25 protein-coding genes are annotated in these 22815 nt (G+C 36.1%); 12 read left to right on the plus strand and 13 right to left on the minus strand.

Annotation, left to right across the window (positions count from 1 at the left end):
• Positions 1 to 3 precede the first annotated feature (3 nt).
• The 13 genes from HM990_RS00790 to HM990_RS00850 form a co-directional block, all read right to left on the minus strand.
• Entirely contained in the window at positions 4 to 1359 is a 1356-nt protein-coding gene (locus HM990_RS00790; protein WP_178987114.1) for an NAD(P)/FAD-dependent oxidoreductase, read from the minus strand.
• A gap of 34 nt (positions 1360 to 1393) precedes the next feature.
• On the minus strand, positions 1394 to 1855 hold the full coding sequence (locus tag HM990_RS00795) for a universal stress protein (protein ID WP_178987115.1): 462 nt from the start codon (positions 1853 to 1855) through the stop codon (positions 1394 to 1396).
• Between the two features lie 28 nt (positions 1856 to 1883).
• A complete protein-coding gene (locus tag HM990_RS00800; RefSeq protein WP_178987116.1) occupies positions 1884 to 2399 on the minus strand; it encodes a hypothetical protein in 516 nt (171 codons plus the stop codon).
• Positions 2400 to 2403: 4 nt separating this feature from the next.
• Positions 2404 to 3024, minus strand: a complete 621-nt coding sequence (locus tag HM990_RS00805; RefSeq protein ID WP_229719337.1) for a lycopene cyclase domain-containing protein — start codon at positions 3022 to 3024, stop codon at positions 2404 to 2406.
• A gap of 114 nt (positions 3025 to 3138) precedes the next feature.
• Positions 3139 to 3417, minus strand: a complete 279-nt coding sequence (locus tag HM990_RS00810; protein ID WP_070237419.1) for a DUF5676 family membrane protein — start codon at positions 3415 to 3417, stop codon at positions 3139 to 3141.
• Positions 3418 to 3434: 17 nt separating this feature from the next.
• Positions 3435 to 3653: an SHOCT domain-containing protein gene (locus HM990_RS00815; protein ID WP_070237420.1), complete on the minus strand. Its 219-nt coding sequence runs from the start codon at positions 3651 to 3653 to the stop codon at positions 3435 to 3437.
• A gap of 19 nt (positions 3654 to 3672) precedes the next feature.
• On the minus strand, positions 3673 to 3891 hold the full coding sequence (locus tag HM990_RS00820; RefSeq protein WP_034886844.1) for a heavy-metal-associated domain-containing protein: 219 nt from the start codon (positions 3889 to 3891) through the stop codon (positions 3673 to 3675).
• A 12-nt stretch (positions 3892 to 3903) separates the two neighbouring features.
• On the minus strand, positions 3904 to 4161 hold the full coding sequence (locus tag HM990_RS00825) for a hypothetical protein (RefSeq protein WP_034886845.1): 258 nt from the start codon (positions 4159 to 4161) through the stop codon (positions 3904 to 3906).
• 25 nt (positions 4162 to 4186) lie between these two features.
• Positions 4187 to 4648, minus strand: a complete 462-nt coding sequence (locus HM990_RS00830; RefSeq protein WP_117157960.1) for a hypothetical protein — start codon at positions 4646 to 4648, stop codon at positions 4187 to 4189.
• A 159-nt stretch (positions 4649 to 4807) separates the two neighbouring features.
• Positions 4808 to 5410: a WG repeat-containing protein gene (locus HM990_RS00835; protein ID WP_178987118.1), complete on the minus strand. Its 603-nt coding sequence runs from the start codon at positions 5408 to 5410 to the stop codon at positions 4808 to 4810.
• A gap of 70 nt (positions 5411 to 5480) precedes the next feature.
• Positions 5481 to 6062 (minus strand): helix-turn-helix domain-containing protein, encoded by a 582-nt coding sequence (locus tag HM990_RS00840; RefSeq protein ID WP_178987119.1) that lies wholly within the window; start codon positions 6060 to 6062, stop codon positions 5481 to 5483.
• Between the two features lie 171 nt (positions 6063 to 6233).
• Complete coding sequence (locus HM990_RS00845; protein WP_178987120.1) at positions 6234 to 6656, minus strand: HYC_CC_PP family protein; 423 nt, start codon at positions 6654 to 6656, stop codon at positions 6234 to 6236.
• Positions 6657 to 6817: 161 nt separating this feature from the next.
• Positions 6818 to 9046, minus strand: a complete 2229-nt coding sequence (locus HM990_RS00850) for a TonB-dependent receptor family protein (protein WP_178987121.1) — start codon at positions 9044 to 9046, stop codon at positions 6818 to 6820.
• Between the two features lie 227 nt (positions 9047 to 9273).
• Between HM990_RS00850 and HM990_RS00855 the strand changes: the two genes are divergently transcribed.
• The 12 genes from HM990_RS00855 to HM990_RS00910 all read left to right on the plus strand — a co-directional run bounded on the left by HM990_RS00855 (position 9274) and on the right by HM990_RS00910 (position 22815).
• Positions 9274 to 9690, plus strand: coding sequence for an HYC_CC_PP family protein (locus HM990_RS00855; protein WP_178987122.1), 417 nt, complete (start codon positions 9274 to 9276; stop codon positions 9688 to 9690).
• A 104-nt stretch (positions 9691 to 9794) separates the two neighbouring features.
• Entirely contained in the window at positions 9795 to 13535 is a 3741-nt protein-coding gene (locus HM990_RS00860; protein ID WP_178987123.1) for an efflux RND transporter permease subunit, read from the plus strand.
• A complete protein-coding gene (locus HM990_RS00865; RefSeq protein WP_178987124.1) occupies positions 13532 to 14749 on the plus strand; it encodes a TolC family protein in 1218 nt (405 codons plus the stop codon). Before HM990_RS00860 ends, HM990_RS00865 begins: the two co-directional genes overlap by 4 nt.
• Positions 14746 to 17118 carry a multicopper oxidase domain-containing protein gene (locus HM990_RS00870; protein ID WP_178987125.1) on the plus strand — a complete coding sequence of 791 codons (2373 nt, stop codon included), beginning with the start codon at positions 14746 to 14748 and terminating at the stop codon, positions 17116 to 17118. Before HM990_RS00865 ends, HM990_RS00870 begins: the two co-directional genes overlap by 4 nt.
• A 19-nt stretch (positions 17119 to 17137) precedes the next feature.
• Positions 17138 to 17524, plus strand: coding sequence for a DUF302 domain-containing protein (locus HM990_RS00875; RefSeq protein ID WP_178987126.1), 387 nt, complete (start codon positions 17138 to 17140; stop codon positions 17522 to 17524).
• A 57-nt stretch (positions 17525 to 17581) separates the two neighbouring features.
• Positions 17582 to 18184 carry a DUF3347 domain-containing protein gene (locus HM990_RS00880; protein ID WP_178987127.1) on the plus strand — a complete coding sequence of 201 codons (603 nt, stop codon included), beginning with the start codon at positions 17582 to 17584 and terminating at the stop codon, positions 18182 to 18184.
• On the plus strand, positions 18185 to 18637 hold the full coding sequence (locus tag HM990_RS00885; protein WP_178987128.1) for a heme-binding domain-containing protein: 453 nt from the start codon (positions 18185 to 18187) through the stop codon (positions 18635 to 18637).
• Between the two features lie 23 nt (positions 18638 to 18660).
• Positions 18661 to 19221, plus strand: coding sequence for a DUF3347 domain-containing protein (locus HM990_RS00890; RefSeq protein ID WP_178987129.1), 561 nt, complete (start codon positions 18661 to 18663; stop codon positions 19219 to 19221).
• Positions 19222 to 19776: 555 nt separating this feature from the next.
• On the plus strand, positions 19777 to 20334 hold the full coding sequence (locus HM990_RS00895; protein ID WP_178987130.1) for a potassium channel family protein: 558 nt from the start codon (positions 19777 to 19779) through the stop codon (positions 20332 to 20334).
• A gap of 19 nt (positions 20335 to 20353) precedes the next feature.
• Complete coding sequence (locus tag HM990_RS00900; protein ID WP_026754889.1) at positions 20354 to 20836, plus strand: YybH family protein; 483 nt, start codon at positions 20354 to 20356, stop codon at positions 20834 to 20836.
• 10 nt (positions 20837 to 20846) lie between these two features.
• The gene (locus tag HM990_RS00905) at positions 20847 to 22073 is read left to right on the plus strand and encodes a permease (RefSeq protein WP_178987131.1); all 1227 of its coding nucleotides are present in this window, start codon (positions 20847 to 20849) and stop codon (positions 22071 to 22073) included.
• Between the two features lie 31 nt (positions 22074 to 22104).
• Positions 22105 to 22815 (plus strand): PepSY domain-containing protein, encoded by a 711-nt coding sequence (locus tag HM990_RS00910; protein ID WP_178987132.1) that lies wholly within the window; start codon positions 22105 to 22107, stop codon positions 22813 to 22815.

The following is a 22815-nucleotide window of genomic DNA, read 5'->3' on the forward strand; positions in this document are numbered from 1 at the left end:
AAATTATTTCTTTGTGTTATTAACTGAAGGTTTTGGTTTAAAATTTCTAATAATTAGGCGGTTGCTCTTTTCATATGTGAAATAGCTTACCGCCCAATTAAAACCAACCATCAATCTATTTCTAAATCCGCTTATGGATAATAAGTGTACAACTGACCATAATAGCCAAGCGAAATAACCTGCAAATTTAAATTTGCCCAAATCAGCTACTGCCTTACGTTTCCCTACTGTAGCTAATGAACCTTTGTCTTTATATTCGAAAGGGTTCACACCCTCATCCTTAATAATTTTCAATAATACATTACCTAAATATTTACCTTGCTGAATAGCTGTTTGTGCTACTTGCGGATGTCCTTTTGGCGTTTCTTCTGTAATTACAGCCGCTATATCGCCTATGGCAAAAATGTTTTTGTAGCCTTCTACCATTAAAAATGAGTCTGTTTTTAAGCGGTTACCCTTTACCACGTGTTTTTTATCAATACCTTTTGGAAACTGTCCTTTCACACCAGCTGTCCAGATTAGGTTTTTTGTTAAAATAATCTTATCACAATTTGTGACAACCTGTGAACCATCGTAATTGCTTACCGATTCATTGAGTAATACCTTTACCTCCAAATCCTTCAAATATTCTAGCGTTTTTGATGATGCCTTGTCTGACATCGTACTTAAAAGCTCATCAATGGCTTCAATCAAATAGATGTTCATTATGGAAGAAGGATATTCTGGATAATCTTTGGGAAGAATATATTTGCGGAATTCTGCCAAAGCTCCTGCCATTTCCACACCAGCGGGACCACCGCCAACGATGACGAAATTTGTTAAGGCATCACGTTCTTTATCATCACAAGTGATTGCAGCTTGTTCCAGATTTTGCAGCATCATATGGCGAATATTTAAAGAATCGCGAATGTTTTTCATCCCAAGACTATGGGACTCAACATTGTCCATACCAAAAAAATTAGTTGTTGTACCCGTTGCCAATACGAGATAGTCGAAGTGAACTCTTCCTTTATTGGTTATAATGGTGTTTGTAGAAGGTTGGATTTCCTCGACTTCAGCTAAACGAAACAATACATTTTTATAACCACTAATTTGTTTTCTGAAAGGGATTACAATACTATCAGGTTCCAAAGCACTCGTTGCCACTTGATAAAATAAGGGCTGAAACTGGTGGAAGTTGTTTTTATCGAACAGTACCACCTGCACCTCTTTGTGTTTCAGTTTTTCAACCAACGCTAAACCTGCAAACCCACCACCTATAATAATAACACGAGGTAAATTAGAGTCTGGAAGGCAGATTTCATCTGTTACCTTGCAAGCAGATTCTTTTATATTATTATTTGAGTGGTTAGCGTTCATATTTAATTTTTATATCATTGGTATTAGCAATAGTTTACTTTGTGTCCTTGTCTTTTACAATCATTACTGAACATTTGGCGTGTGTTGCTAAATACTGTGAAACGGAACCTAATAAAAGACGTGAAAATGCGCCCTGCCCTTGCGAACCCACTACAATCAAATCGGCATCAAAAGATTCCGCTTTTTCCAAAATTTCTTTTTTAGGAAGACCGCTGACAACATTTGTTGTTATACGAAGTGAGCTATTTTTTTCTTTCAATATTTTACCAGCTTCGGAAACAATCTTTTTCCCTATTTTTTCAGCGTTTGATAAAAACTCTTTGTAGTAGGAATTAATAGAACTTGTTGATGTAATTAATGATGGTGTTGATATCGCAGGATGTTCATACACGTTTATAATGCAGACCTCACTTTCATTTTGTAAGGGTAATTTTGCAAGTTCTTTTACTGCTAGTTTACTAAAATCAGAACCATCTATGGCTAACACTATTTTCATAACTTGAATTTTTATGAATAAAGATTTCCTATCCTTTATTCTTATTTATAAATGATTGGGCATCTACTATGGAAGCGAAATAAAAAACACTTCCGCTACTTTTATCTTGAACAATAATTGCTGAAGCTTTATCAACTTTTGTATCATTTAGTGGATTACTCCCAAAGCGAACATCATCTAGATTTTTCTGTAACTTTTCAACACAATTTTCACAACAACCATAGTAGGTAGTTCCATTGACGTCAATAGGTATTTGTGACACACCCATAAATCGGTCATTGACCATACAGACTTTTTCGTTGGGAACGATTTCATAATTTTGGGCTGATATAATGGCCTCATTTGCTGTTTGGGATGTTTCAACAGTTGGCTGTGTTACGCTTTCTGCAACATCTTTTTTCTTGCCAGAACAGGATAGAACTACTGCTGAAAGCAGTAGAAGGAACAATATAGCGATGGATACCTGGTATATCTTTCTTACTGGGTTCTTAATGGCTACAACTTGGATAGCATTGTTTTTTTGATTTGAGTGTATTCGTTTCATAGTGTTAATCTTTAAGTGGAATAATTATTTCAGTTTGAATGAGTTTTCGCCAATAGATATGTTCATACAATCCAGACCAATACATCCCAAAAGTGAAGGCGAACATTAATTCTTCAATAGGAATGCCCAAGACAAGAATATGGGTCAGGTTGTCTAGATTCCAGTACAACTCCACATATTGAGGATAGAACGGAAGGATGCTTCCGAAATAAATAAAGTACAATACCGTAAACAGAATTCCCCCAACCCAAATCTTTCCTTTTAAATCTGGGCGACAATAAAGAGTCGCCAATCCACCTATGAACAAAGCTATAATGCCGCAATAAATGTGATTGAGCGACGTAAAAAGCGCCAGAATGATGAATACAGCTGCTGGTATAAAAAGTATATAAATATGCAATCGGTGCCTACTATGACTTCGTTCGCTATGTGGTATTTCGGCAAGTCCTCTTTTAAAAATAAGGTTGTAGAGTACAGTGCCAATTCCACCTATTGCGAAAGAGAAAATCAAACTTTCGATATCGAAGCCTGTTTTTTCGGCCAAATCAAAAAGCGAAGGTGGAAACCAATATTCTGGTACAAACAACGGTTCTGTTAAACCAAAGGGCATCGTAATCAGGCTCATTTTGAGCATTTCTTTCCTAACTCCTTTTTTGGATATATATATAACTACCCAAAGAGCAAGAATGATAAGCGACCATATGAACCAGACATACTGCATAAATCCTAAAAGGTTTTTTTACTTTTTTATTTTTATTTGCGCATTATAAAAAGCGCCAATAGAAGCGCCTATAAGCCACCAAAGGATAAAAGTTTGTACGATACCCATTAACACTTCTAATAGGGGAACATCCATTCTAATGACATTGGTGGTATCCAAGCCGTGCAATAAGCTATTGAAAAAGATGATTGAACCTTCCCGCCCTGCTGTAGCCATTACTATCATACAGCCCAAATAAATTATGGTTCCTGTAAGACCGAAGGCAAATCCGAGTTTTTTTACGTTTAAGCGATGCATAATTTTATAGTTTAAGATTAGTTGTCCGAGTTTAAAATTCTTTTAGATTCTTCATAGTCTTCCTTGGATATTTCGCCTTTTGCATAGCGTTTTTTAAGAATATCCAGTGGGCTGTCCTTTATTGTTTTTTGATAGGGTATATCTGCTGGGATAAAGAATATCCAAGCAAGTAAGATGACCCATATAATCCACCATATTAGGTGCATTCCTCCAAAGTGTCCGTCGTATAAATGCATAGTTTTTAGGTTTTAATTGTTATTGATTAAGTTCTGTGATTGTATATCCATTGAGCTCATCGAGTTGCTTTTGCAAGTCGGCAACCGAAAGTGCTTCATTCATCGTGATACGTGTAGCTCCTTTTGGTGCCAGAAAAATTTCTGCCTTTTCGATATTGGGATGTTCTTCCAAAGTCTTCTTGACCCTTGCTACACATCCACCACAACTAATTCCGTTTATTTGAAATTTTTGTTTCATTGTATATAGTTTTTAGTGATGTTGATGTCCTTTGTGTTCTTCTTTTGTTTCTTGTTCAGAATGATTGTGGTCGCTATCCTGATGCTTATGATTATTGTGCCTTCCGTGTCCGTGTGAACCGTGGGGCATAAACAGATGGATGCCGAACATAAAAAGGATGAAAATAAATAGTGATGAACCACCTCCTATACCAAATGAGGGCGCTAAAAAGATGAACAATAGTGGTAGCCCACAACCTATGACCATCCAAATCCAGTGATTGTTTTTCATTGTTTTTGTATTTAGAAGTTAAAAATTAATGATGCTCGGTATGATCCTGTTTGTTTGGACTATTCATATTCTGCATATCCATTCCTTTTTCGCCCATCATCTTTGAGCAAGATTCCATACAGTCCTCGCTCATCATTCCTTTTTCGTGCATCATTTTCATCATTGTTCCCATCATTTTTCCGTCATTCATCATTTGGTTCATCATCGAATGCATCATTGTACTGTCCTTCATCATCATTTGCATTCCTTCTCCTTGCATCATAGAGCCCATCATTTTTTTGTTGCCCTGCATCATTGCCATTGTGTGTTGACTGCCGTGCATACTTTCCATAAACTCGGTCATATAATCGTGGTTCTCGGTAATGGCATTAAACACCTCCGTACGAGTTTCAGGATTTTCCAAAAGTGCTTGAGGATCTGCTCCTTGGTTGCAACTGCTTAAGCTTAAAAGCCCGATTGTTGATAAAACAATTAGTAATGTTTTCATAATTTTCTATTTTATTGAGTTAAACATTTATTTTTATAAACCCATTCCCAACAATCCACAAACCGTAGTTTAGGGAATGGGTTATCAGCTATTAACTGTCAGATTTAAAAAGGTTTTCAATCTTCTTTAATTTCATTTCTGTCCGGAACTTTTTCATTGTTATTCAATTTTTTTTAAACGCCATTTCTTGTTGCTGTCTTTAATGGTCACTAAATTTTCCGAAATCAATTTAGAGGTTATGATAGGTGGATTTTTATCTTCCTTATCTTTAGGCGATATGTGAATGGCCAATTGAGTTAGATGGTCAATGGTTTTTCCTTGTTTATCTATAACTACTTCAAAATAATGGTAGCTAACGACGTCTTTGTTGAAAATGTCATTATAGCCTATAGTCTCTTTTTCAACTTTTAGTACCAATGCCTTATCATATTCGAAATTGGTCGCATTCAAGAATTGAGGTGTAATGACAGTTTTTCCAGTTTTATCGATATAGCCATAATACAGTATGCCATCTTTTTGATGGGCAATCAAGCATTTTTCGTTACTGAATATGGGGTAGGTTGCATTTCCTGTTTTGGTTAGCACCAAATCATTTCGAAAATCAATGATTACTTTGCCGTCTTGGTCAATAAACCCCCATTCATTCCCTTTTTTAATGGCAGCTACTTCATTGTTAAAAGGCGAGATGTACTCTAAATTTTCTATAGTTTGTGCAATCCCTAGAAAGGGAATTAATACTAATGTGATGAGTAGTTTTTTCATTTTAGTTTGATTTATTTTGATAAAATTAATGATTGCCTTAAGCGTTTATCTGCATAACTTTCGTTGTTATCTACATAATTTCATCGTAAAAATTTCTTTTCCAGTTTTCAGTATTTTTATAATCGGTCATACTCACTCCAATTACTTCTTTGAACTGTCTAGACAGATGGTTTACGCTGCTGTAGTCCAATAAGTACCCTATATCTGAAAAGGAATGTTGTTTGAGTTGAATGAGCTCTTTAACTTTCTCTATTTTTAATTTGATAAAGTACTTTTCAATGGTTGTCTGTTGATTTGCTGAAAATAATTTACTCAATGTCTTGTATTCCCTATGAAGGTTTGATGCCAATAGTTCAGATGTTTTTACTTTGATATGTAATGGTAGCTCTTGCAATTGTTCAATTAGAATAATCTTGATTCTTTCTACGAGCATTTCTTCTTCGTTCTGCACTATTTCAAAATCATTGGCGTGAAGCACGGTTGTTACTGCATTGATAATTTCATTGTCTGTTTTATTTGGTGCTTTTACCAACAACCTTCCCAATTCCAATGAAAGTACGGTTACTTCAAGTTCCTGTAACTCCTGCATAATTACTTTTAAGCAGCGATTACAGACCATATTCTTAATCCAAAATTCTTTTGGTTTGCTCATAGTATATAATGTATTGTCATTGAGTTTTAACTCAATGGTTTGAAAGGTTAAGACCTAACAGGGTTAATGGTGTATGGTATTGTTGGGAATAGAGTACAACAAATGTTAGCCAGAAGTGAAACTTTGGCTATAGAGGTAATGCAGATTAAAGTCAATCTGCGATGTAGAAAATCAAATTAAGAAGGTCTCGTTGAGAATTATAATATCTGTAGATAATAAAGGCGGCCTATAGGTTTTAAAAGAAATGACGTTTTCTTCTAGCCCCTCGAACAGATTAATATAAGTATTAAAAAAAGTATTTAAGAAAACTAAAGTCTCAATCTCTAAAATTGTATTGGACTTCTTAAAGGTGTCATCTCCTTCTTTTACAATGGTCTGATTATCGCAACAATCCTTCTCTTGTATGGAAGTACATTGCTTGGAATTTGAATCTTTTTTTTGCGCTGTCTCCATACAAGATTCTGCCTTACTAAAAAAAGCCATATCCACCAATTTATTACAGCAAAAGTGCATATCCACCGTGAAAGAAGAAGTAGAAAACAGTATAAAAACTGCTAAAAAAAAGGACAGTATTTTGGTAAAAAAAGATTTCACTCTATAAAATTAATAAATTTTGTCCAACATTAAAGGTTTTTCATAGATTAAATGATGATACTTAATAAGCTTATTATCAATTGGAAGCATAATTAATTAATGCGAAGATAATTTTAAAGGTTCAACAGGAATATGATATTTGTCATCAAATATAATTTCTCTTAAAATCCATATGCTACAGAAAAGTTAATTCCAAAAGGATGGCCAGGACGTAGACCTGCTGGCACACGAGATACAGCATATTTTGTATTAAATAGGTTTATGATGTTTGTTGATAGCGTAAAATTTTCATTAAGAAAATAACGAGCAGATAAGTCAACTATGAAGTTAGAATCCACTTTAAAATTTTCAGGAATAGATCCTGAACCAGCTTTAGTTCTAAATGCTCCAGTATATCGTGAATTTAGGTTTACTTCAAATTTCTTATGCTCTAGCCCAAAAGTTGCATTTAACTGATTTTTTGCGATGTATGGTATTTCGTCCCCTTTGGTCACCACTCCATAAATATCCTCGTTGCTATCGAAACTGGTCAGAAATTCGGTATCCGTGAGGGTATAGGAAACCGACACAGGAAGTTTAAATTTTTCTGACTTATTATATAGTAGGTTGTAATTCAGTAAAAATTCAATTCCGCTTACGCGCACTTCACCTGCATTAAACTGGTCAAGACTTCCCGGACCACCTGTAGCAGCCAAATCACTTCCCAGTAGGTTTTGATAGTCATTGTAGAACCCAACAAGTTCCCCTTGTAGCCCTTTAACGCTAAATCGGGTTCCTATTTCGTAATTAATACTTTCTTCGGCATTTTGCCCTGGTGTATTGCTTGGTGGGGAAAACCCTTTGTGTACACCACCAAAAACTGAAAAATCGTTACTAAATCTGTAGTTTGCGCCTAAACCAGGAATCCATACGTTTACCTTGTTTTCGCGAATGGATAAATCTTGACCAGTCCTGGAAGGGTCATTGGTGCCATAGTCCATTTGGGTTAGAGTTATATTCTCATAGCGTAAGCCAGGTGTTAGGGTCAGGTTCTCAACTTTTAGGGTGTATAAGAGGTGTGCAGCGAGAGCTTTTGCACCACTTATGCGGTTAGCGTCAGACCCTTTTTCGCCTACTGTCGTACGTATTAATTCATTGTTCAAGAATGCATACCTGTCCACCCATTGAAATCTGTCCTCATCATCCTCGTGGTAGCGTATTCCGGCTTCTAAAGTTTGTAACCAATCAGAGCCCCATCGTAATTTGGCAATGGATTGAACACCATTTGAAGTGTATGCTCTGTTATTTGCCTTTACGCCCATAACATCTTCTTGGGTGTTTTCGTTTCCTAAAATGGTTTGGTATTCTAATGGGAAATTCTGTGGCGATGAAAGGATATTACTAATGCTCACTCTTTCGCCTAAATTTACATCATCCAATTTGTACCAATTACGTTTGAATTTATTCAAGTAACCGGTAGTGCTTATGTCTAATGATGATGATAATCGGATAAAATGGGTAAGTTGGTATTGTTGATGCTCGGCATTCATTACATCCTCTGAAGAAGCTCTGTATCTTCTAAAGGTATTTTCTTGAAAATCTTCATCTGTCAAACCTAAGTAAGTTTCGTTTGCCTCTTCTTCGGAATACTGAATTTTAAACGTTAATGACTGATACGTTTTTGCGTCTAAATTTGAGTTAACCCTAAACTTGGCCAAATAATCAGATTTGTCAAATCCTGTATTGCCACCACCGTCAAGATTTTTAAAACCATCAGAATTATAATTAAAATAATCCGTTACAAATCCAAAATTTTTATAGCTATCACCAATTGTTAATTGAGTACTTCTTGAATCGTAATTTCCTGCAGCAATGGAAGCCCTTCCAGAGAATTTGTTTGGAATTCGGGAAGATATCATATTTATGGCGCCACCAGTGGTATTGGGTCCGTATTGAATTTGACTGCTTCCTTTTAAAACTTCTACGGCCTGCATACGACCAATGGTAGGAAAATAATAGGCGGCAGGTGCGCTATAAGGTGCAGGGGCAATGAGCACACCATCTTCCATTAAATTGATTTTTGCACTACGCTCAGGCGATGTGCCTCGCAAACTTATATTTGGGCGTAGTCCGAAGCCATCTTCTTCATAAATGTTAATTCCTGGAACTGTTTGTAATACCCTGTTGATGTTAGTATAAGAGAATTTTTTTAAGTCTTCTTCGGAAATATAGCTTGCAGAACCCGTTTTGTTTTTAACCTCAAACCTACTACCGAGTATAGTATTTCCAGAGACTATCACCTCTTTTAACTGTTCCGTTTTTTGTTGGATAGTATCTTTTTTTTGGGGATTAGTTTGTGCCCATATATTTGGGAATTGCAAAATAAGTATTAGAAAAAAGAGAATTCGCATTTGCTTTAAATTATTTAGAATGAATATAAATAAAGGACAAATGTAATAGTCTTTTTTAATTAAAAAAATATTATTTAGAATAATTCTTAATAATAAGATTTAAGCAATTTAGACTCAATAATTTATAATTTGTAATGGATTAAATTCAGTACAAATCTTCAAGTGGAATCTAAATTATTTGTTAAATCAAGAAATTCTGCTAAAAATTTAATAGCTTTGTAAAATTAATGAAGAAGGTTTTTTATAAAATATCATCCGCTTGCTTAGCACTTATTGTGTTGTTGTCAACTGTTTCTTTTACTGTTGATAGTCATTACTGTGGCGATACTTTAGTGGATTCTTCTTTATTTGGTCACGCTGAATCCTGTGGTATGGAAGTTCAGCAGCAATTGGATTCATCAGAGTGTGATATTTCAAAAAAAGATTGCTGTAGTGATGAACAAGTGATTGTTGAAGGTCAAGATACTTTAAAAACATCGTTCGACAAATTAGATAAAGACAAACAACTATTTGTTGCTGCTTTTATCCATACTTATATAAATTTATTTTTCGAATCTCAAGAAGATTTAAATTCATATAGAGATTACACACCTCCTCCCTTGGTCAGGGATATTCAAGTTTTAGACCAAACATTCCTTATTTAATTTTTAAGTAATTAGAACTGTAGTCCTGCATTAATTTGTTTTGGACATTTCTGCTTGTTTGTCACTTTTTAAACAAGATTTATAATTACTTAATAATCATTTCTATGCTAAATAAAAGCATCAAATTTCTAATTGAAAATAAACTCGTAGCAGTTTTGCTATTAGCTTTATTTGTGGCTTGGGGAGTCGTTAATGCCCCATTTGAATGGAATACTGGTTCACTTCCACGTAATCCTGTGGCTGTAGATGCCATTCCCGATATTGGCGAAAACCAACAAATTGTATTTACTAAATGGGATGGTCGATCCCCACAGGATATTGAAGATCAAATTACCTATCCTTTAACCACATCGCTTCTTGGTATTCCAGGTGTCAAAACCATACGAAGTTCATCTATGTTTGGCTTTTCAAGTATCTACATCATTTTTGAAGAGGATATCGAATTCTATTGGAGCCGAAGCCGAATACTTGAAAAGCTAAATTCATTACCAGCAGGACTGCTACCTGATGGAGTAAATCCTGCATTGGGACCTGATGCAACTGGTCTTGGGCAAATTTATTGGTACACTCTTGAAGGTCGTGATGAAAACGGAAACGTTACTGGCGGTTGGGATTTGCAGGAATTACGAAGCATTCAAGATTTCTACGTGAAATATGCGCTGTCTTCGGCAAGTGGTGTTTCTGAAGTCGCCTCAATAGGTGGTTATGTATTGGAATACCAAGTAGATGTCAACCCCGAGTTGATGAAACAGTATAAAATTGGTTTGAATGAAGTTGTAAAAGCGGTTAAACAGAGTAATAAGGATGTTGGTGCACAAACTTTGGAAATTAACCAAGCGGAATATCTCATACGTGGCTTGGGATATGTCAAATCCATTGCCGATTTGGAAAACGCTGTAGTAACATCAGAAAATTTTACCTCAATACGCTTAAAGGATATTGCAAAAGTTTCCCACGGACCTGCAACAAGAAGAGGGCTGTTGGATAAAGAAGGAGCAGAAGTTGTAGGTGGTGTCGTGGTAGCCCGATATGGTGCTAACCCTATGGCGGTTATTAATAATGTGAAGGAAAAAATCAATGAATTAAGTTCAGGTTTGCCCTCTAAAACATTAAGTGATGGTAGAACATCTCAACTTACCATTGTTCCTTTTTATGATAGAACAGAACTTATTCAAGAAACATTAGGTACGCTGGACGAAGCACTTACATTAGAAATTTTAATTACAATTTTCGTAATTATTATAATGGTATTTAATTTAAGGGCTTCGGTTTTAATTTCAGGATTATTACCTGTTGCAGTATTGATGGTTTTTATTTCAATGAAGCTGTTTAATGTAGACGCCAATATTGTGGCCTTGTCAGGTATTGCTATTGCTATTGGAACAATGGTCGATGTGGGTGTGATTCTTACAGAAAATGTGCTTCGGCATATTGATGAAAATGAGGAAAACCTGCCAATGAACACGGTAGTATATAATGCAACCGCCGAAGTTTCTGGGGCAATATTGACTGCGGTACTCACCACTATTATAAGCTTTATTCCTGTATTCACGATGATTGGTGCTGAAGGTAAATTGTTTCGACCATTGGCTTTTACCAAAACGGCTGCCCTAACAGCATCCCTAATTGTGGCCTTGTTTTTAATCCCACCGTTCGCAGCATATTTATTTAAAAAGCGTAGCATAAAGACTTCTTTTAGTTATATACTAAATGGAGCAATGATTATTTTGGGTGTTGTAGCACTTATTTTTGGTTACCCGCTAGGATTAATATTAGTTGCATTTGGTGTGGTTGGTATCCTCTCGCTAAAGGAGAAGATTACCCCAAAACGTGCCAATGTGATTAACATATTTGTGTCTGCTTTTGCTATCATATTCTTATTGGCAGAATATTGGAGACCACTTGGCGTCGATCGCAGCATATTTATAAATTTGATTTTTGTTGGACTTATCTGTTTTGGCCTTCTAGGTGTATTCACACTTTTCAGAAAGTATTATGTGCGTATTTTAAATTGGGCATTACGGAATAAACTATTGTTTCTTTCCCTGCCCACCGCCATTATAATTTTTGGGGTAATGATTATGAAAAATACAGGGAAGGAATTTATGCCATCTCTTAATGAAGGCTCTTTCTTGCTGATGCCCACTTCAATGCCCCACGCTGGTGTTGAAGAGAACAAACGGGTATTGCAACAATTGGATATGGCTGTGGCCAGTATTCCTGAAATTGAAACCGTAGTTGGTAAATCTGGTCGTACAGAATCTGCATTAGACCCAGCACCATTATCAATGTATGAGAATGTCATTCAATACAAGTCTGAATATATATTAAATGAGAAAAGTAAAAGACAGCGGTTTAAGGTAAATGAAGATGGACTGTTTATTCTAAAGGACGGAAGGTTGGTTACCAATCCAAATAATGAAGTAGAAACTGAAAATGCAACATACGATGCTTCGGCAATAGCAGACCCATTTTCTGTCAACATATCACAACTGATACCAGATGATGACGGAGAATACTTTAGAAACTGGCGACCTGAAATTGAATCGCCAGATGATATTTGGAAAGAAATTGTGAGAGTCACAAAGCTTCCTGGAGTTACTTCTGCACCCAAGTTACAACCCATTGAAACACGTTTGGTAATGTTACAAACCGGTATGCGAGCACCAATGGGAATAAAGGTAAAAGGGCAAGACTTAAAGGAAATTGAAGCCTTTGGAGTACAATTGGAAAATATTCTTAAGCAAGCAGATGGGGTTAAGGATGAGGCCGTATTTGCTGACCGTATTGTCGGGAAACCTTATCTATTATTGGATATTGACAGAGACCGATTGGCTCGATATGGAATTACCATCGAACAGGTACAACAGGTCATTCAAGTATCTGTTGGAGGAATGGTGCTTACGCAGACTGTTGAAGGTAGAGAAAGATATGGCATTCGAGTTCGCTATCCTAGAGAATTAAGGGCAAACCCTAATGATTTAAAAGACATCTATGTTCCTGTTGAAAAAGGGAGTCCAGTGCCATTAAGTGAGCTTGTCACTATTAGATATGAACAAGGACCACAAGTAATAAAGAGTGAAGATACATTTTTAGTGGGCTATGTTCTTTTTGATAAACTGGATGGCTTCGCCGAAGTAGATGTGGTGGAAAATGCACAAGCGCTTATCCAATCAAAAATTGATAGTGGAGAACTTATCGTGCCAAAAGGGATTAACTATCGCTTTACAGGAACCTACGAGAACCAATTACGTGCAGAAAAAACTTTAAGTGTTGTTGTGCCTTTAGCCCTAGCAATCATTTTTCTCATCCTTTATTTCCAGTTCCGTTCCGTTGGTACATCATTAATGGTATTCACGGGTATTGCCGTTGCTTTTGCAGGTGGGTTTTTGATGATATGGGGTTATGGGCAAGATTGGTTCTTAAACTTCAACTTTTTTGGGGAGAATTTACGAGATCTTTTTCAAATGCACACCATTAATTTGAGTGTTGCCGTTTGGGTTGGTTTTATTGCCCTATTCGGTATTGCAACTGATGATGGTGTGGTTATGGCAACTTATTTGACCCAAACCTTTGATAGAAATACCCCAGAAACAAAACAGGAAATTAGGGCATCTGTAGTTGAAGCTGGAGAAAAGCGTATCCGTCCGTGTTTGATGACAACTGCAACAACTATTCTCGCTTTGTTACCTGTATTGACATCAACAGGTCGTGGGAGTGATATAATGATTCCGATGGCAATCCCTTCATTTGGCGGAATGCTTATAGCACTTGTAACGCTATTTGTTGTGCCAGTTTTATTCAGCTGGAAACAAGAATTTCAATTAAAACGAGCTACAAAATGAGATATATAATTTTAATAGTACTTGTTTTTTTCGCTTTCGCGGAAGTAAATGCACAAGATTTAGCATCCTATATTCAGGAAGCCGAAAAGAATAATCCAGAAATTCAAGCTTTTGAATTGCGCTACAACATAGCGGAAGAAAAGGTAAATGAAGCTGATTGGTTACCAAATACAGAGATTGGCTTAGGCTACTTTGTGAGCGAACCAGAAACCCGAACAGGGGCGCAACGTGCACGTTTTTCAGTAAAACAAATGTTGCCTTGGTTTGGAACCATATCAGCAAGGGAAAACTATGCTTCATCAATGGCCGAAGCCCAATTTGTTGATATAGCGATTGCAAAAAGAAAACTTTCGTTATCAGTATCCCAATCCTATTATAAACTCTATGCCATAAGTGCAAAACAGGGTATTCTGGATGAGAATATAGAACTTCTGGAAACCTATGAACGCCTTGCATTAACCTCTGTAGAAGTGGGAAAGGCATCAGCGGTTGATGTACTTCGCCTTCAGATAAGACAGAACGAGTTGATTCAGCAGAAAGAAGTGCTGGAACAAGATTATTTGGCGGAGCAAGCGCTCTTTAATAATCTTTTGAATCGTGATGAAAATATTGCCGTAGAGGTCGTAAAGCAGATGATAATTCCCGAAGAAGATGTGTTTATTTTGACTGACAATCTACAGCTTAACCCAGAACTTATTAAATACGATAAATTATATGAATCTATCGAAGAAGCCGAATTGTTAAATCAAAAAGAGAGTGCGCCCAATATCGGTTTTGGTTTGGACTATGTGCCTGTATCAGAACGTCCAGATATGAATTTTTCCGATAATGGGAAAGACATTGTGATGCCTATGGTTTCTATTTCAATCCCCATTTTCAATAATAAATATAAGTCAGTGACAAAGCAAAATGAATTGAAACAATTGGAAATAAAATCACAGAAAGAAGAGAGGCTCAATAACCTTGAAACGCGTCTTGCACAAGCTATTTATAATAGAAATACAATGAGAATTAAGTTTAATGTACAAACAGACAATTTAAAGCAGGCGAATGACGCCGAAGAAATTCTCATTAAGAATTACGAAACCGGAACTATAGATTTTAACGATGTGCTCGATGTACAAGAATTGCAGTTAAGGTTTCAAATCAATTTAATCGAATCTAATAGAGGGTATTATACAGAATATGCCATCATAAATTATTTGACAAAATGAAAACAATAAAAATTATTACGCTATTACTTTTTACAACTTCAATTTTTGCCCAAGTAGGCACAAACGGAAATGATAGAAAGGAAGATGGGCGACCTGTTAAGGAGTATAACCTTACCATTGAAGAAAACGAAATGACACTTGGAGGTGTTACTGCCAATGCAATGACCATCAATGGAGGTATCCCTGGGCCTGTTTTGGAATTTAATGAAGGAGACCTTGCTATAATCAACGTAACCAATAAAATGGATGAAGAAACTTCAGTGCATTGGCACGGATTGATACTTCCCAATTTTTACGACGGGGTTCCATATTTAACTACCCCACCGATTGAGCCAGGAACAACCTTCCAATACAGGATTCCAATCAACCAATCGGGAACATATTGGTACCATTCCCACACAATGCTACAAGAACAAAAAGGTGTTTATGGGTCTATTATCATTCATCCAAAAGAGAAAACCTTGGAATATGATAAAGATTTAGTCGTGGTATTATCAGATTGGACCAATGAAAAACCAATGAATGTATTACGAAACCTTAAAAGAGGTAACGAGTGGTATCAAGTTAAAAAAGGCACAGCAGTGCCATTAAGTAGAGTCATTTCAGAAGGTGCCTTTGGTGCTCAACTTAAATTTTGGAGAGATCGTATGGAAGGAGCTGATATTGCAGACATTTATTATCCCGCATTTTTGTCCAACGGTAAAAAACTGGCAGAGTATCCAGAATTTACGGCTGGCGAAAAAGTAAGGCTTCGCTTTATCAACGCATCGGCTTCTACCTATTATTGGATGGACTTTGGCGGAGGTAACCCAATGTTGGTTTCCAGTGATGGTGTTGATGTGCAACCCGTTTCCAAAAGCAGATTTCTCTTTGGCATAGCCGAAACGTATGATGTAATTGTAACTATTCCAGAAGGAACTATTGAAATTACCGCAACCGCTCAAGATGGTTCAGGTCATACCTCTATACAGTTAGGTAATGGCACTCTTTACCCAGCCAAAAGAATTGATAGACCTGATAAGGTAGCGATGATGAAGCAAATGGCAAAAATGGATATGAAAATGGGAGCACCTGCAATGGTGGGAAACAAGAAGAAGAATACACCCGAAGTTTTAATGCAGAAGTACGGAATGAAGATGAATATGAAGGACGGCGAGATGAAAATGGGGATGAACGATAAGATGTCGATGAAAGATGGCAAAATGAATGACCAAATGGATATGAAGATGGATGATACAATGGGAATGAAAAAAGACTCGATGTCAATGAGCCATAATGGAGCATCAAATAAAATGGAAGGTCATATGCACAATATGCCAATGATGCAGAAGGATTCTACTTCTTTTGATTATGAGGAGCGAAAGACATACTTCAACTATGATTTTTTAGAGGCAAAAGAAAAAACTGAATTTAAGGCAGATTTACCAGTAAATGAAGTGTTGCTTAACCTAACAGGTAATATGAATCGCTATGTATGGAGTATGAATGGGGTGCCATTATCAGAAACCGATAAGATAAATATAAAAGGAGGCGAGGTAACCAGAATTACATTAAATAACCTGACTATGATGCACCATCCAATGCACTTGCACGGTCATTACTTCAGGGTCATCAATGAAAAAGGAGAACGTTCCCCATTAAAGCATACCGTAAACGTACCACCAATGCAGAAAGTTATTATTGAATTTTATAACGAAGAGTATGGCGATTGGTTCTTTCATTGTCACGTATTGTACCATATGATGGGTGGTATGGCAAGAGTGTTTAGTTACGATACCCCAAGGGATGATAGAATGAAAGATTATCCAGTTCAGAAACTTATCGATGAGACAGACCATTATTATTCGTGGGGATTGGCTCGTGCAGGTTCAAATTTTAATGAACTCTTTTTAACGTCGAGCAATATCCGAAATGAATTTGGTTTGAGAACAGAGTTCGATTACGACCAAAATCTTGAAGCCGAAATAAGTTATAATAGGTATCTGAACGATTGGGTACGTGTTTATGCAGGAGTAAATACCGAAACGTCAACACCAGATTCTTACGATACATTTAATACCGTAGGATTGGTTGGTGTAAAGTATTTTACGCCTTATAGATTTAATGTAGATGTGAGTATGGACCATCAGCTACGCCCAAGAATACGTTTGGACAGAGAATTATTGATTTTTCCAAGAATTTTTCTGGAAGGCGAATACGAATACAGAGCAGATTTTGGATGGGTCAATGATTTAGAGAATAATAAATCATTTGAAAGCGAAACACAATGGTTGGTAGGGGTTGCATACATTCTTTCGCGCAATTTTTCAATCCAAGCTAACTACAATAACCGATATGGATTGGGTGGTGGACTATTAGCAAGATTTTAAACAACTAAAAATTAAAAAGATGAACTATTATTTTAATAAAACAATCAATGGAACCTTCGAAGAGGTCATCGAGAAAGTGACAAAAGGATTAAATGAAGAAGGTTTTGGAATCCTTACAGAAATTGATGTAACAGAAACACTAAAGAAAAAACTGGATATAGACTTTAAAAAGTATAGGATACTCGGAGCTTGTAATCCGCCCTATGCACATAAAGCTTTGCAAGCAGAAGATAAAATTGGAACGATGTTGCCCTGCAATGTCATAGTACAGGAAATCGAAGCAGGTATCATTGAAGTTGCGGCCGTAAACCCAATGGCTTCAATGCAAGCTGTAAAAAATGAAAAATTGAATGAGGTAGCCAGCGAAATAACTGCAATGTTGGAAAACGTCATTGAAAAATTATAAGACACTATAAAAAGGCAGTAATAATTATTAATAAACACAAACTTAAATTAAAACAAAATGAGCAAATTAAAATCAACATTAGGTATAGTTGCGATAGCATTCATAACCTTAACAGTAATGTCTTGTAAAGACAACAGCAAAGAACAAAATAGCACGGATGGAGACCATTCAGAAATGAACCACGATAACAGTGATGGTCATCACGACGGCGAAAAGAAGGAAATGGCAATGGGTGGAGATAGTAATACACAAGCAGTATTAAATGACTATTTCAACTTAAAGAATGCCTTGGTGGGAGATGATAATGGCAAAGCCAAAGAACTTGGGGCAACCCTCGCAACATCCTTAGGAAATTTTGACGCCTCACAATATAACGATACCCAGCAATCGGAATTAAAGGATATTGTTGAGGATGCAGTTGAACACGCAGAACACATTTCAGAAAGTGATATAGCACACCAGCGCGAACATTTTAAAGTTTTAAGTAAAGATGTTATAGATATGGTTGCTATAACAGGAGCAGAGATGAAGCTTTACGAGCAGTTTTGCCCTATGTATGATGGCGGTACAGCTTGGCTAAGTACTAAAGAGGAAGTGCGCAATCCATACTATGGTAGTCAAATGTTAAAATGCGGCAAAGTACAACGTGAAATTAACTAAATGAAAATTGTAAAGATTATAGCAATAGTACTACTGGTAGCGTTCGTGGGAATTCAATTTATTCCCACTACACGCAATCAAAGTGATACTGTACCGTCAACTGATTTTATGCTGGTCAATAATGTACCAGAAACTATTCAAAAAAAGTTACAGGTATCCTGCTATGATTGCCATAGCAATAATACTCAATACCCTTGGTATAATAAGATTCAACCTGTTGCTTGGTTTTTGGAAGACCATATTAAAGAAGGCAAAGCTGAACTTAATTTCAACGAATGGGATTCATTATCCAGCCGAAGAAAAGCAAGTAAGTTAAGGTCTATTATCAAGCAGATTGAAAATGACGAAATGCCTTTGGATTCTTACACTTTGATACATAGTGAGGCAACATTTACAGAAGCTGAAGCAGAAGAGTTAATCAATTTTATCACACAATTAAAAGATAGTTTATAAACAATAATTTAAAAGTAATTAAAATGAAAAATTTAAAAATGAGTATTGCAGCAATGCTATTGTTAGCAGTTTCTTTTGCCAATGCACAGGAAAAAGAAAAAATGAACCACGATCACGGAGATATGAAAATGGACCATAGCAAAATGATGAATAAAAATAGTGACGCAAAAGCAGAAGCTATTTTAAGTGATTACTTTAATTTAAAAGATGCTTTAGTTGCGGACGATACAAAAAAGGCAGCACAAGCAGGAACAAAATTGGTAGCCACTCTTAAAGCATTTGATATGGGTAGTTATACAAAAGAACAACAAAAAGAGCTGGCCGATATCATAGAAGATGCTACCGACCACGCAGAACATATTTCTGAAAGTGCGATAGACCACCAACGCGAGCACTTTAAAACGTTAAGTAAGGATATTACTGATATGGTAGCTATTACGGGTACGAAAAGCACGTTATACGAGCAATTTTGCCCAATGTATGATAAGGGTAGTGCGTGGTTGAGTACAAGTAAAGAAGTGAAAAATCCATATTACGGCAGTAAAATGCTTAAATGCGGAAAAGTTCAAAAAACTATTCAATAGATAGCCTTTTGTATAAAAATATTTTCAATGTTCTGGTTTATTAGTTAACAGAAGGTTGTAAAATGATAAAGATATCTGAATAGTTTTTAAGTCCTGTCCTGGGAAGGAAAACAATGTTGATGGTTAGTGTTAGTTCCTTCCCTAGTCAGGCACAACGAATTTTGAAAAAGAAAAGTTGATTTGGTTAATAGCAGCCTGCACAAGGGAGAGAGATTAAATCCCTAAAATAATAACATCTCTCTTCCTATGTCAGGCAATTAAAAATTTATGGTGAAGAGAAGTTTAGTGAAGAGTACTTGATTGTGAGGGGTAAACATTTTGGTTGGTTTATTGGTTAATAAAGGTTGCCTCTCATTTTCAAGTATTATTTAAAGGATTTTGCATATAAAAAAGGATGATATAACAATGAAAGAGTGTTGCAAAGACGGGTGTCAAAATACAACTGAAAAGTCTGTAGTTAGAAAATGGTTCAATTACATAATATATACCATACTAATCTTAATAGTTGGTGGTGCTTTGGCGCTTCAATTATTTAGTTAAGAAAATAAATTGAAAATGACTAAAGTGAACACAATAGAAAAATCTGAAAGAATTGGCTTTTACAAGCAACTTTTTAAAAAGGTATTGCTTACTGCAAGTATAGTGATTGCTCTATCGTTAAGTTATATACTATGGGTAGGTGTAGATTCCGCCAGCCAATTTCTACCCTTTATAATTGTTGGTTTGGCTTTGGTCAAAACCATTTTTATTGTAAGGCTCACTTTTATACAGTTAAGTAAAATAATAGGCGAAAGTCATCAGCTAACCCACGTTCTTACTTTATTTGGGGTATTGATTATTTTGATTGTCCTTTCGTTTTCAGCAGATTATCACGCTTTATATACTTTGAACCCTGAAAATTTTAAACCGAGTACAGCGCTCAATGGCTCATTTTCATTACAGTTTTTTGAGTTTTTATATTTCAGCTTAATTACTTTTTCATCGGTTGGCTTCGGAGATATTGTACCATTGAATATTGCAGGTAAACTATTGGTAATGATGGAAGTTTTCTTGAGCTTTTTGGTATTGGTATTTGGTATTGCAAACATTAATAGAATTCACGTTAACAAATAACCCCTTTAAAACTATAAATATGAAAGTACTTAAAATTATTACACTCGTAACTGTTCTCATTTCAACAGTCAGCATTACCAATGCACAGAATGATAAAGATTCTAAAGATAAAGAAGATGTTATCGCAGTAATGAAAGCTTACAAAGATGCACTACAAAACTTAACGACCGAGGGGACATTTGAACTATTTACAGAAGATTCAAAAGTATTTGAATCTGGTGGTGTAGAAGGCTCGTATGCGCACTATATAGAACACCATTTGGGGCCTGAGTTGGGGCATTTCAAAAAATTTGAATTTTCAGATTATGAAATTGATGCGGAAGTAGATTTGCCTTATGCATTTACTACTGAAACCTACATCTACACTATCGTGCTCAATCCAGATGAAAAAGGCGAAAGTAGAACGATAAAGAAAAAAGGAGTAGCGACGTCTATCTTAAAAAAGATGGATGGTAAATGGAAGATTATTAAAACACATTCTTCGTCAAGAAATGTAAAATAAAATTTAAACTGTGAGCGAATTCTTAAAACAATGGGGCGAAGCGGCCTATACGACCACCGGATTTTTCTGGATGGCGCTTTGGGCATTCATCTTGGGATACATCATCAGTAGTATGATACAGATTTTTGTGACTGAAAAAAGGATGCAAAAAACAATGAACGAGAGTGAAGGTAAAAGTGTACTCTTAGGCACGTTTTTCGGTTTTATAAGCAGCTCGTGTAGTTTTTCGGCTTTAGCGGGCACAAAATCTATCTTTAAAAAAGGTGCAAGCTTTGTGTCTTCCATTGCTTTTCTTCTTGCATCGACCAATCTCGTAATTGAGCTTGGAATCATCATTTCCATATTTTTGGGATGGCAGTTTGTAGTCGGCGAATATGTAGGTGGAATCCTTTTAATTCTTATTTCGTGGATTTTGATACGAATAATCAATCCTAAAAAGCTCATAGAAAAAGCGCGCAAGAATTTAGAGAACGAAGATGACGATTCAATGGATGATTCCAAAGATTGGAAAAAACAAATCAAGAAAGAAGATAGTTGGGCAAGGGTTGCCAAAAAATATAAGATGGAATGGCAGATGGTATGGAAGGACGTTACCGTTGGCTTTACCATTGCAGGTATCGTCGCAGCCTTCGTTCCCGATTCTTTCTTCCAGACACTATTTATCAATAGTGGTCAGGGCAATACAGATTTTACCTTTCTTGAAATATTGGAACATATCGTTGTAGGACCTATTGCCGCATTTTTGACTTTTATTGGCTCAATGGGTAATATTCCGTTGGCGGCATTGCTTTTTGGAAAGGGCGTGAGTTTTGCAGGGGTTATGGCTTTTATTTTTAGTGATTTGGTAGTCTTTCCTGTACTTCGTATTAATGCCAAGTATTATGGGTGGAAAATGTCGCTGTTCATTTTATTCTTACTGTTTACGGCATTAATAGGAACAGCTTTGGCTCTGCATTACTCTTTCGATTTGTTAGGGATGTTGCCTGACACATCACAAGTTAAAATACAGGACAAAGAGCATTTCAAAATTGACTATACCTTCTATTTGAATATGGCTTTTCTCACAATTTCAGGATATCTCATATACTTAGGGTTTTTCAAGAGAAAGGATGTAGAGCACTCAATGAGCGAAATGGCACCGAAAAGTCCATTGCTTGAGAGTGTTTTAAAATATGCAGCCTATATCTGTTATATATGGTTGACAGGTGGACTGATTGTAAAATTTTTCGTGAATTAAAATATAGATAAAGAATAAAGTAAAAACAATAATGGTCAACAGAAAAACAGCAAAATGGATTAGAAAAACACACCGTTACTTGGGTATCTTCTTAGGTATCCAGTTTTTGATGTGGACGATTAGCGGGATGTATTTCAGTTGGACAGATATAGATGAAATTCACGGCGACCAGTTTAAAAAAGTAGCACCTAAGCAGAAGTCTTTTAACGATTTACTCGGTACATCTCAACTCGATACAGAGCAACCAATCCAAACTTTAGAACTATTGGAAATTGCAAACGAACCTTACTATTGGATTAATGAAACACAACTTATTAATGCCAGAACAGGACATAAGAAAAATGGGGTTTCTGAAGAAGAGGCGCAAGAAGTTGCAAATAGGTATATGCTAACCGATTTAAAAATAGCTGAAATTCAACGGGTCGATACGGTAGGGCAGCATCACGAATATCGTGGTCGTCCACTTCCGGCGTATGAAATTTCGTATGAAACACCTCAAAATTTAAAGGCCTACGTGGCCATTGAAAATGGCGCATTTCAAACGGTAAGACACAGGGATTGGCGTTGGTTCGATTTCCTTTGGATGACACACACTATGGATTATCAAGGTAGAGACAATTTTAACACATTAGTATTGCGAGGGTTTTCACTATTAGGGTTGATTACTGTATTAAGTGGTTTTTTACTTTGGTACACTTCATCCCCAACCATTAGAAAAATAATTAAAAAGAAACGAAAATAA

This window comes from Winogradskyella schleiferi (genome assembly GCF_013394655.1).
Lineage (GTDB): Bacteria > Bacteroidota > Bacteroidia > Flavobacteriales > Flavobacteriaceae > Winogradskyella > Winogradskyella schleiferi.

Excerpts from the sequence above, each read along its gene's own strand:
- HM990_RS00830 (WP_117157960.1), bottom strand. The coding sequence starts at position 4,648 with ATGAAAACATTACTAATTGTTTTATCAACAATCGGGCTTTTAAGCTTA.
- HM990_RS00855 (WP_178987122.1), top strand. The coding sequence starts at position 9,274 with ATGAAGAAGGTTTTTTATAAAATATCATCCGCTTGCTTAGCACTTATT.
- HM990_RS00810 (WP_070237419.1), bottom strand. The coding sequence starts at position 3,417 with ATGCATCGCTTAAACGTAAAAAAACTCGGATTTGCCTTCGGTCTTACA.
- HM990_RS00880 (WP_178987127.1), top strand. The coding sequence starts at position 17,582 with ATGAGCAAATTAAAATCAACATTAGGTATAGTTGCGATAGCATTCATA.
- HM990_RS00820 (WP_034886844.1), bottom strand. The coding sequence starts at position 3,891 with ATGAAACAAAAATTTCAAATAAACGGAATTAGTTGTGGTGGATGTGTA.
- HM990_RS00910 (WP_178987132.1), top strand. The coding sequence starts at position 22,105 with ATGGTCAACAGAAAAACAGCAAAATGGATTAGAAAAACACACCGTTAC.
- HM990_RS00895 (WP_178987130.1), top strand. The coding sequence starts at position 19,777 with ATGACTAAAGTGAACACAATAGAAAAATCTGAAAGAATTGGCTTTTAC.
- HM990_RS00790 (WP_178987114.1), bottom strand. The coding sequence starts at position 1,359 with ATGAACGCTAACCACTCAAATAATAATATAAAAGAATCTGCTTGCAAG.
- HM990_RS00890 (WP_178987129.1), top strand. The coding sequence starts at position 18,661 with ATGAAAAATTTAAAAATGAGTATTGCAGCAATGCTATTGTTAGCAGTT.
- HM990_RS00840 (WP_178987119.1), bottom strand. The coding sequence starts at position 6,062 with ATGAGCAAACCAAAAGAATTTTGGATTAAGAATATGGTCTGTAATCGC.
- HM990_RS00885 (WP_178987128.1), top strand. The coding sequence starts at position 18,185 with ATGAAAATTGTAAAGATTATAGCAATAGTACTACTGGTAGCGTTCGTG.
- HM990_RS00835 (WP_178987118.1), bottom strand. The coding sequence starts at position 5,410 with ATGAAAAAACTACTCATCACATTAGTATTAATTCCCTTTCTAGGGATT.
- HM990_RS00825 (WP_034886845.1), bottom strand. The coding sequence starts at position 4,161 with ATGAAAAACAATCACTGGATTTGGATGGTCATAGGTTGTGGGCTACCA.
- HM990_RS00875 (WP_178987126.1), top strand. The coding sequence starts at position 17,138 with ATGAACTATTATTTTAATAAAACAATCAATGGAACCTTCGAAGAGGTC.
- HM990_RS00805 (WP_229719337.1), bottom strand. The coding sequence starts at position 3,024 with ATGAGCCTGATTACGATGCCCTTTGGTTTAACAGAACCGTTGTTTGTA.
- HM990_RS00900 (WP_026754889.1), top strand. The coding sequence starts at position 20,354 with ATGAAAGTACTTAAAATTATTACACTCGTAACTGTTCTCATTTCAACA.
- HM990_RS00795 (WP_178987115.1), bottom strand. The coding sequence starts at position 1,855 with ATGAAAATAGTGTTAGCCATAGATGGTTCTGATTTTAGTAAACTAGCA.
- HM990_RS00870 (WP_178987125.1), top strand. The coding sequence starts at position 14,746 with ATGAAAACAATAAAAATTATTACGCTATTACTTTTTACAACTTCAATT.
- HM990_RS00815 (WP_070237420.1), bottom strand. The coding sequence starts at position 3,653 with ATGCATTTATACGACGGACACTTTGGAGGAATGCACCTAATATGGTGG.
- HM990_RS00860 (WP_178987123.1), top strand. The coding sequence starts at position 9,795 with ATGCTAAATAAAAGCATCAAATTTCTAATTGAAAATAAACTCGTAGCA.
- HM990_RS00800 (WP_178987116.1), bottom strand. The coding sequence starts at position 2,399 with ATGAAACGAATACACTCAAATCAAAAAAACAATGCTATCCAAGTTGTA.
- HM990_RS00850 (WP_178987121.1), bottom strand. The coding sequence starts at position 9,046 with ATGCGAATTCTCTTTTTTCTAATACTTATTTTGCAATTCCCAAATATA.
- HM990_RS00865 (WP_178987124.1), top strand. The coding sequence starts at position 13,532 with ATGAGATATATAATTTTAATAGTACTTGTTTTTTTCGCTTTCGCGGAA.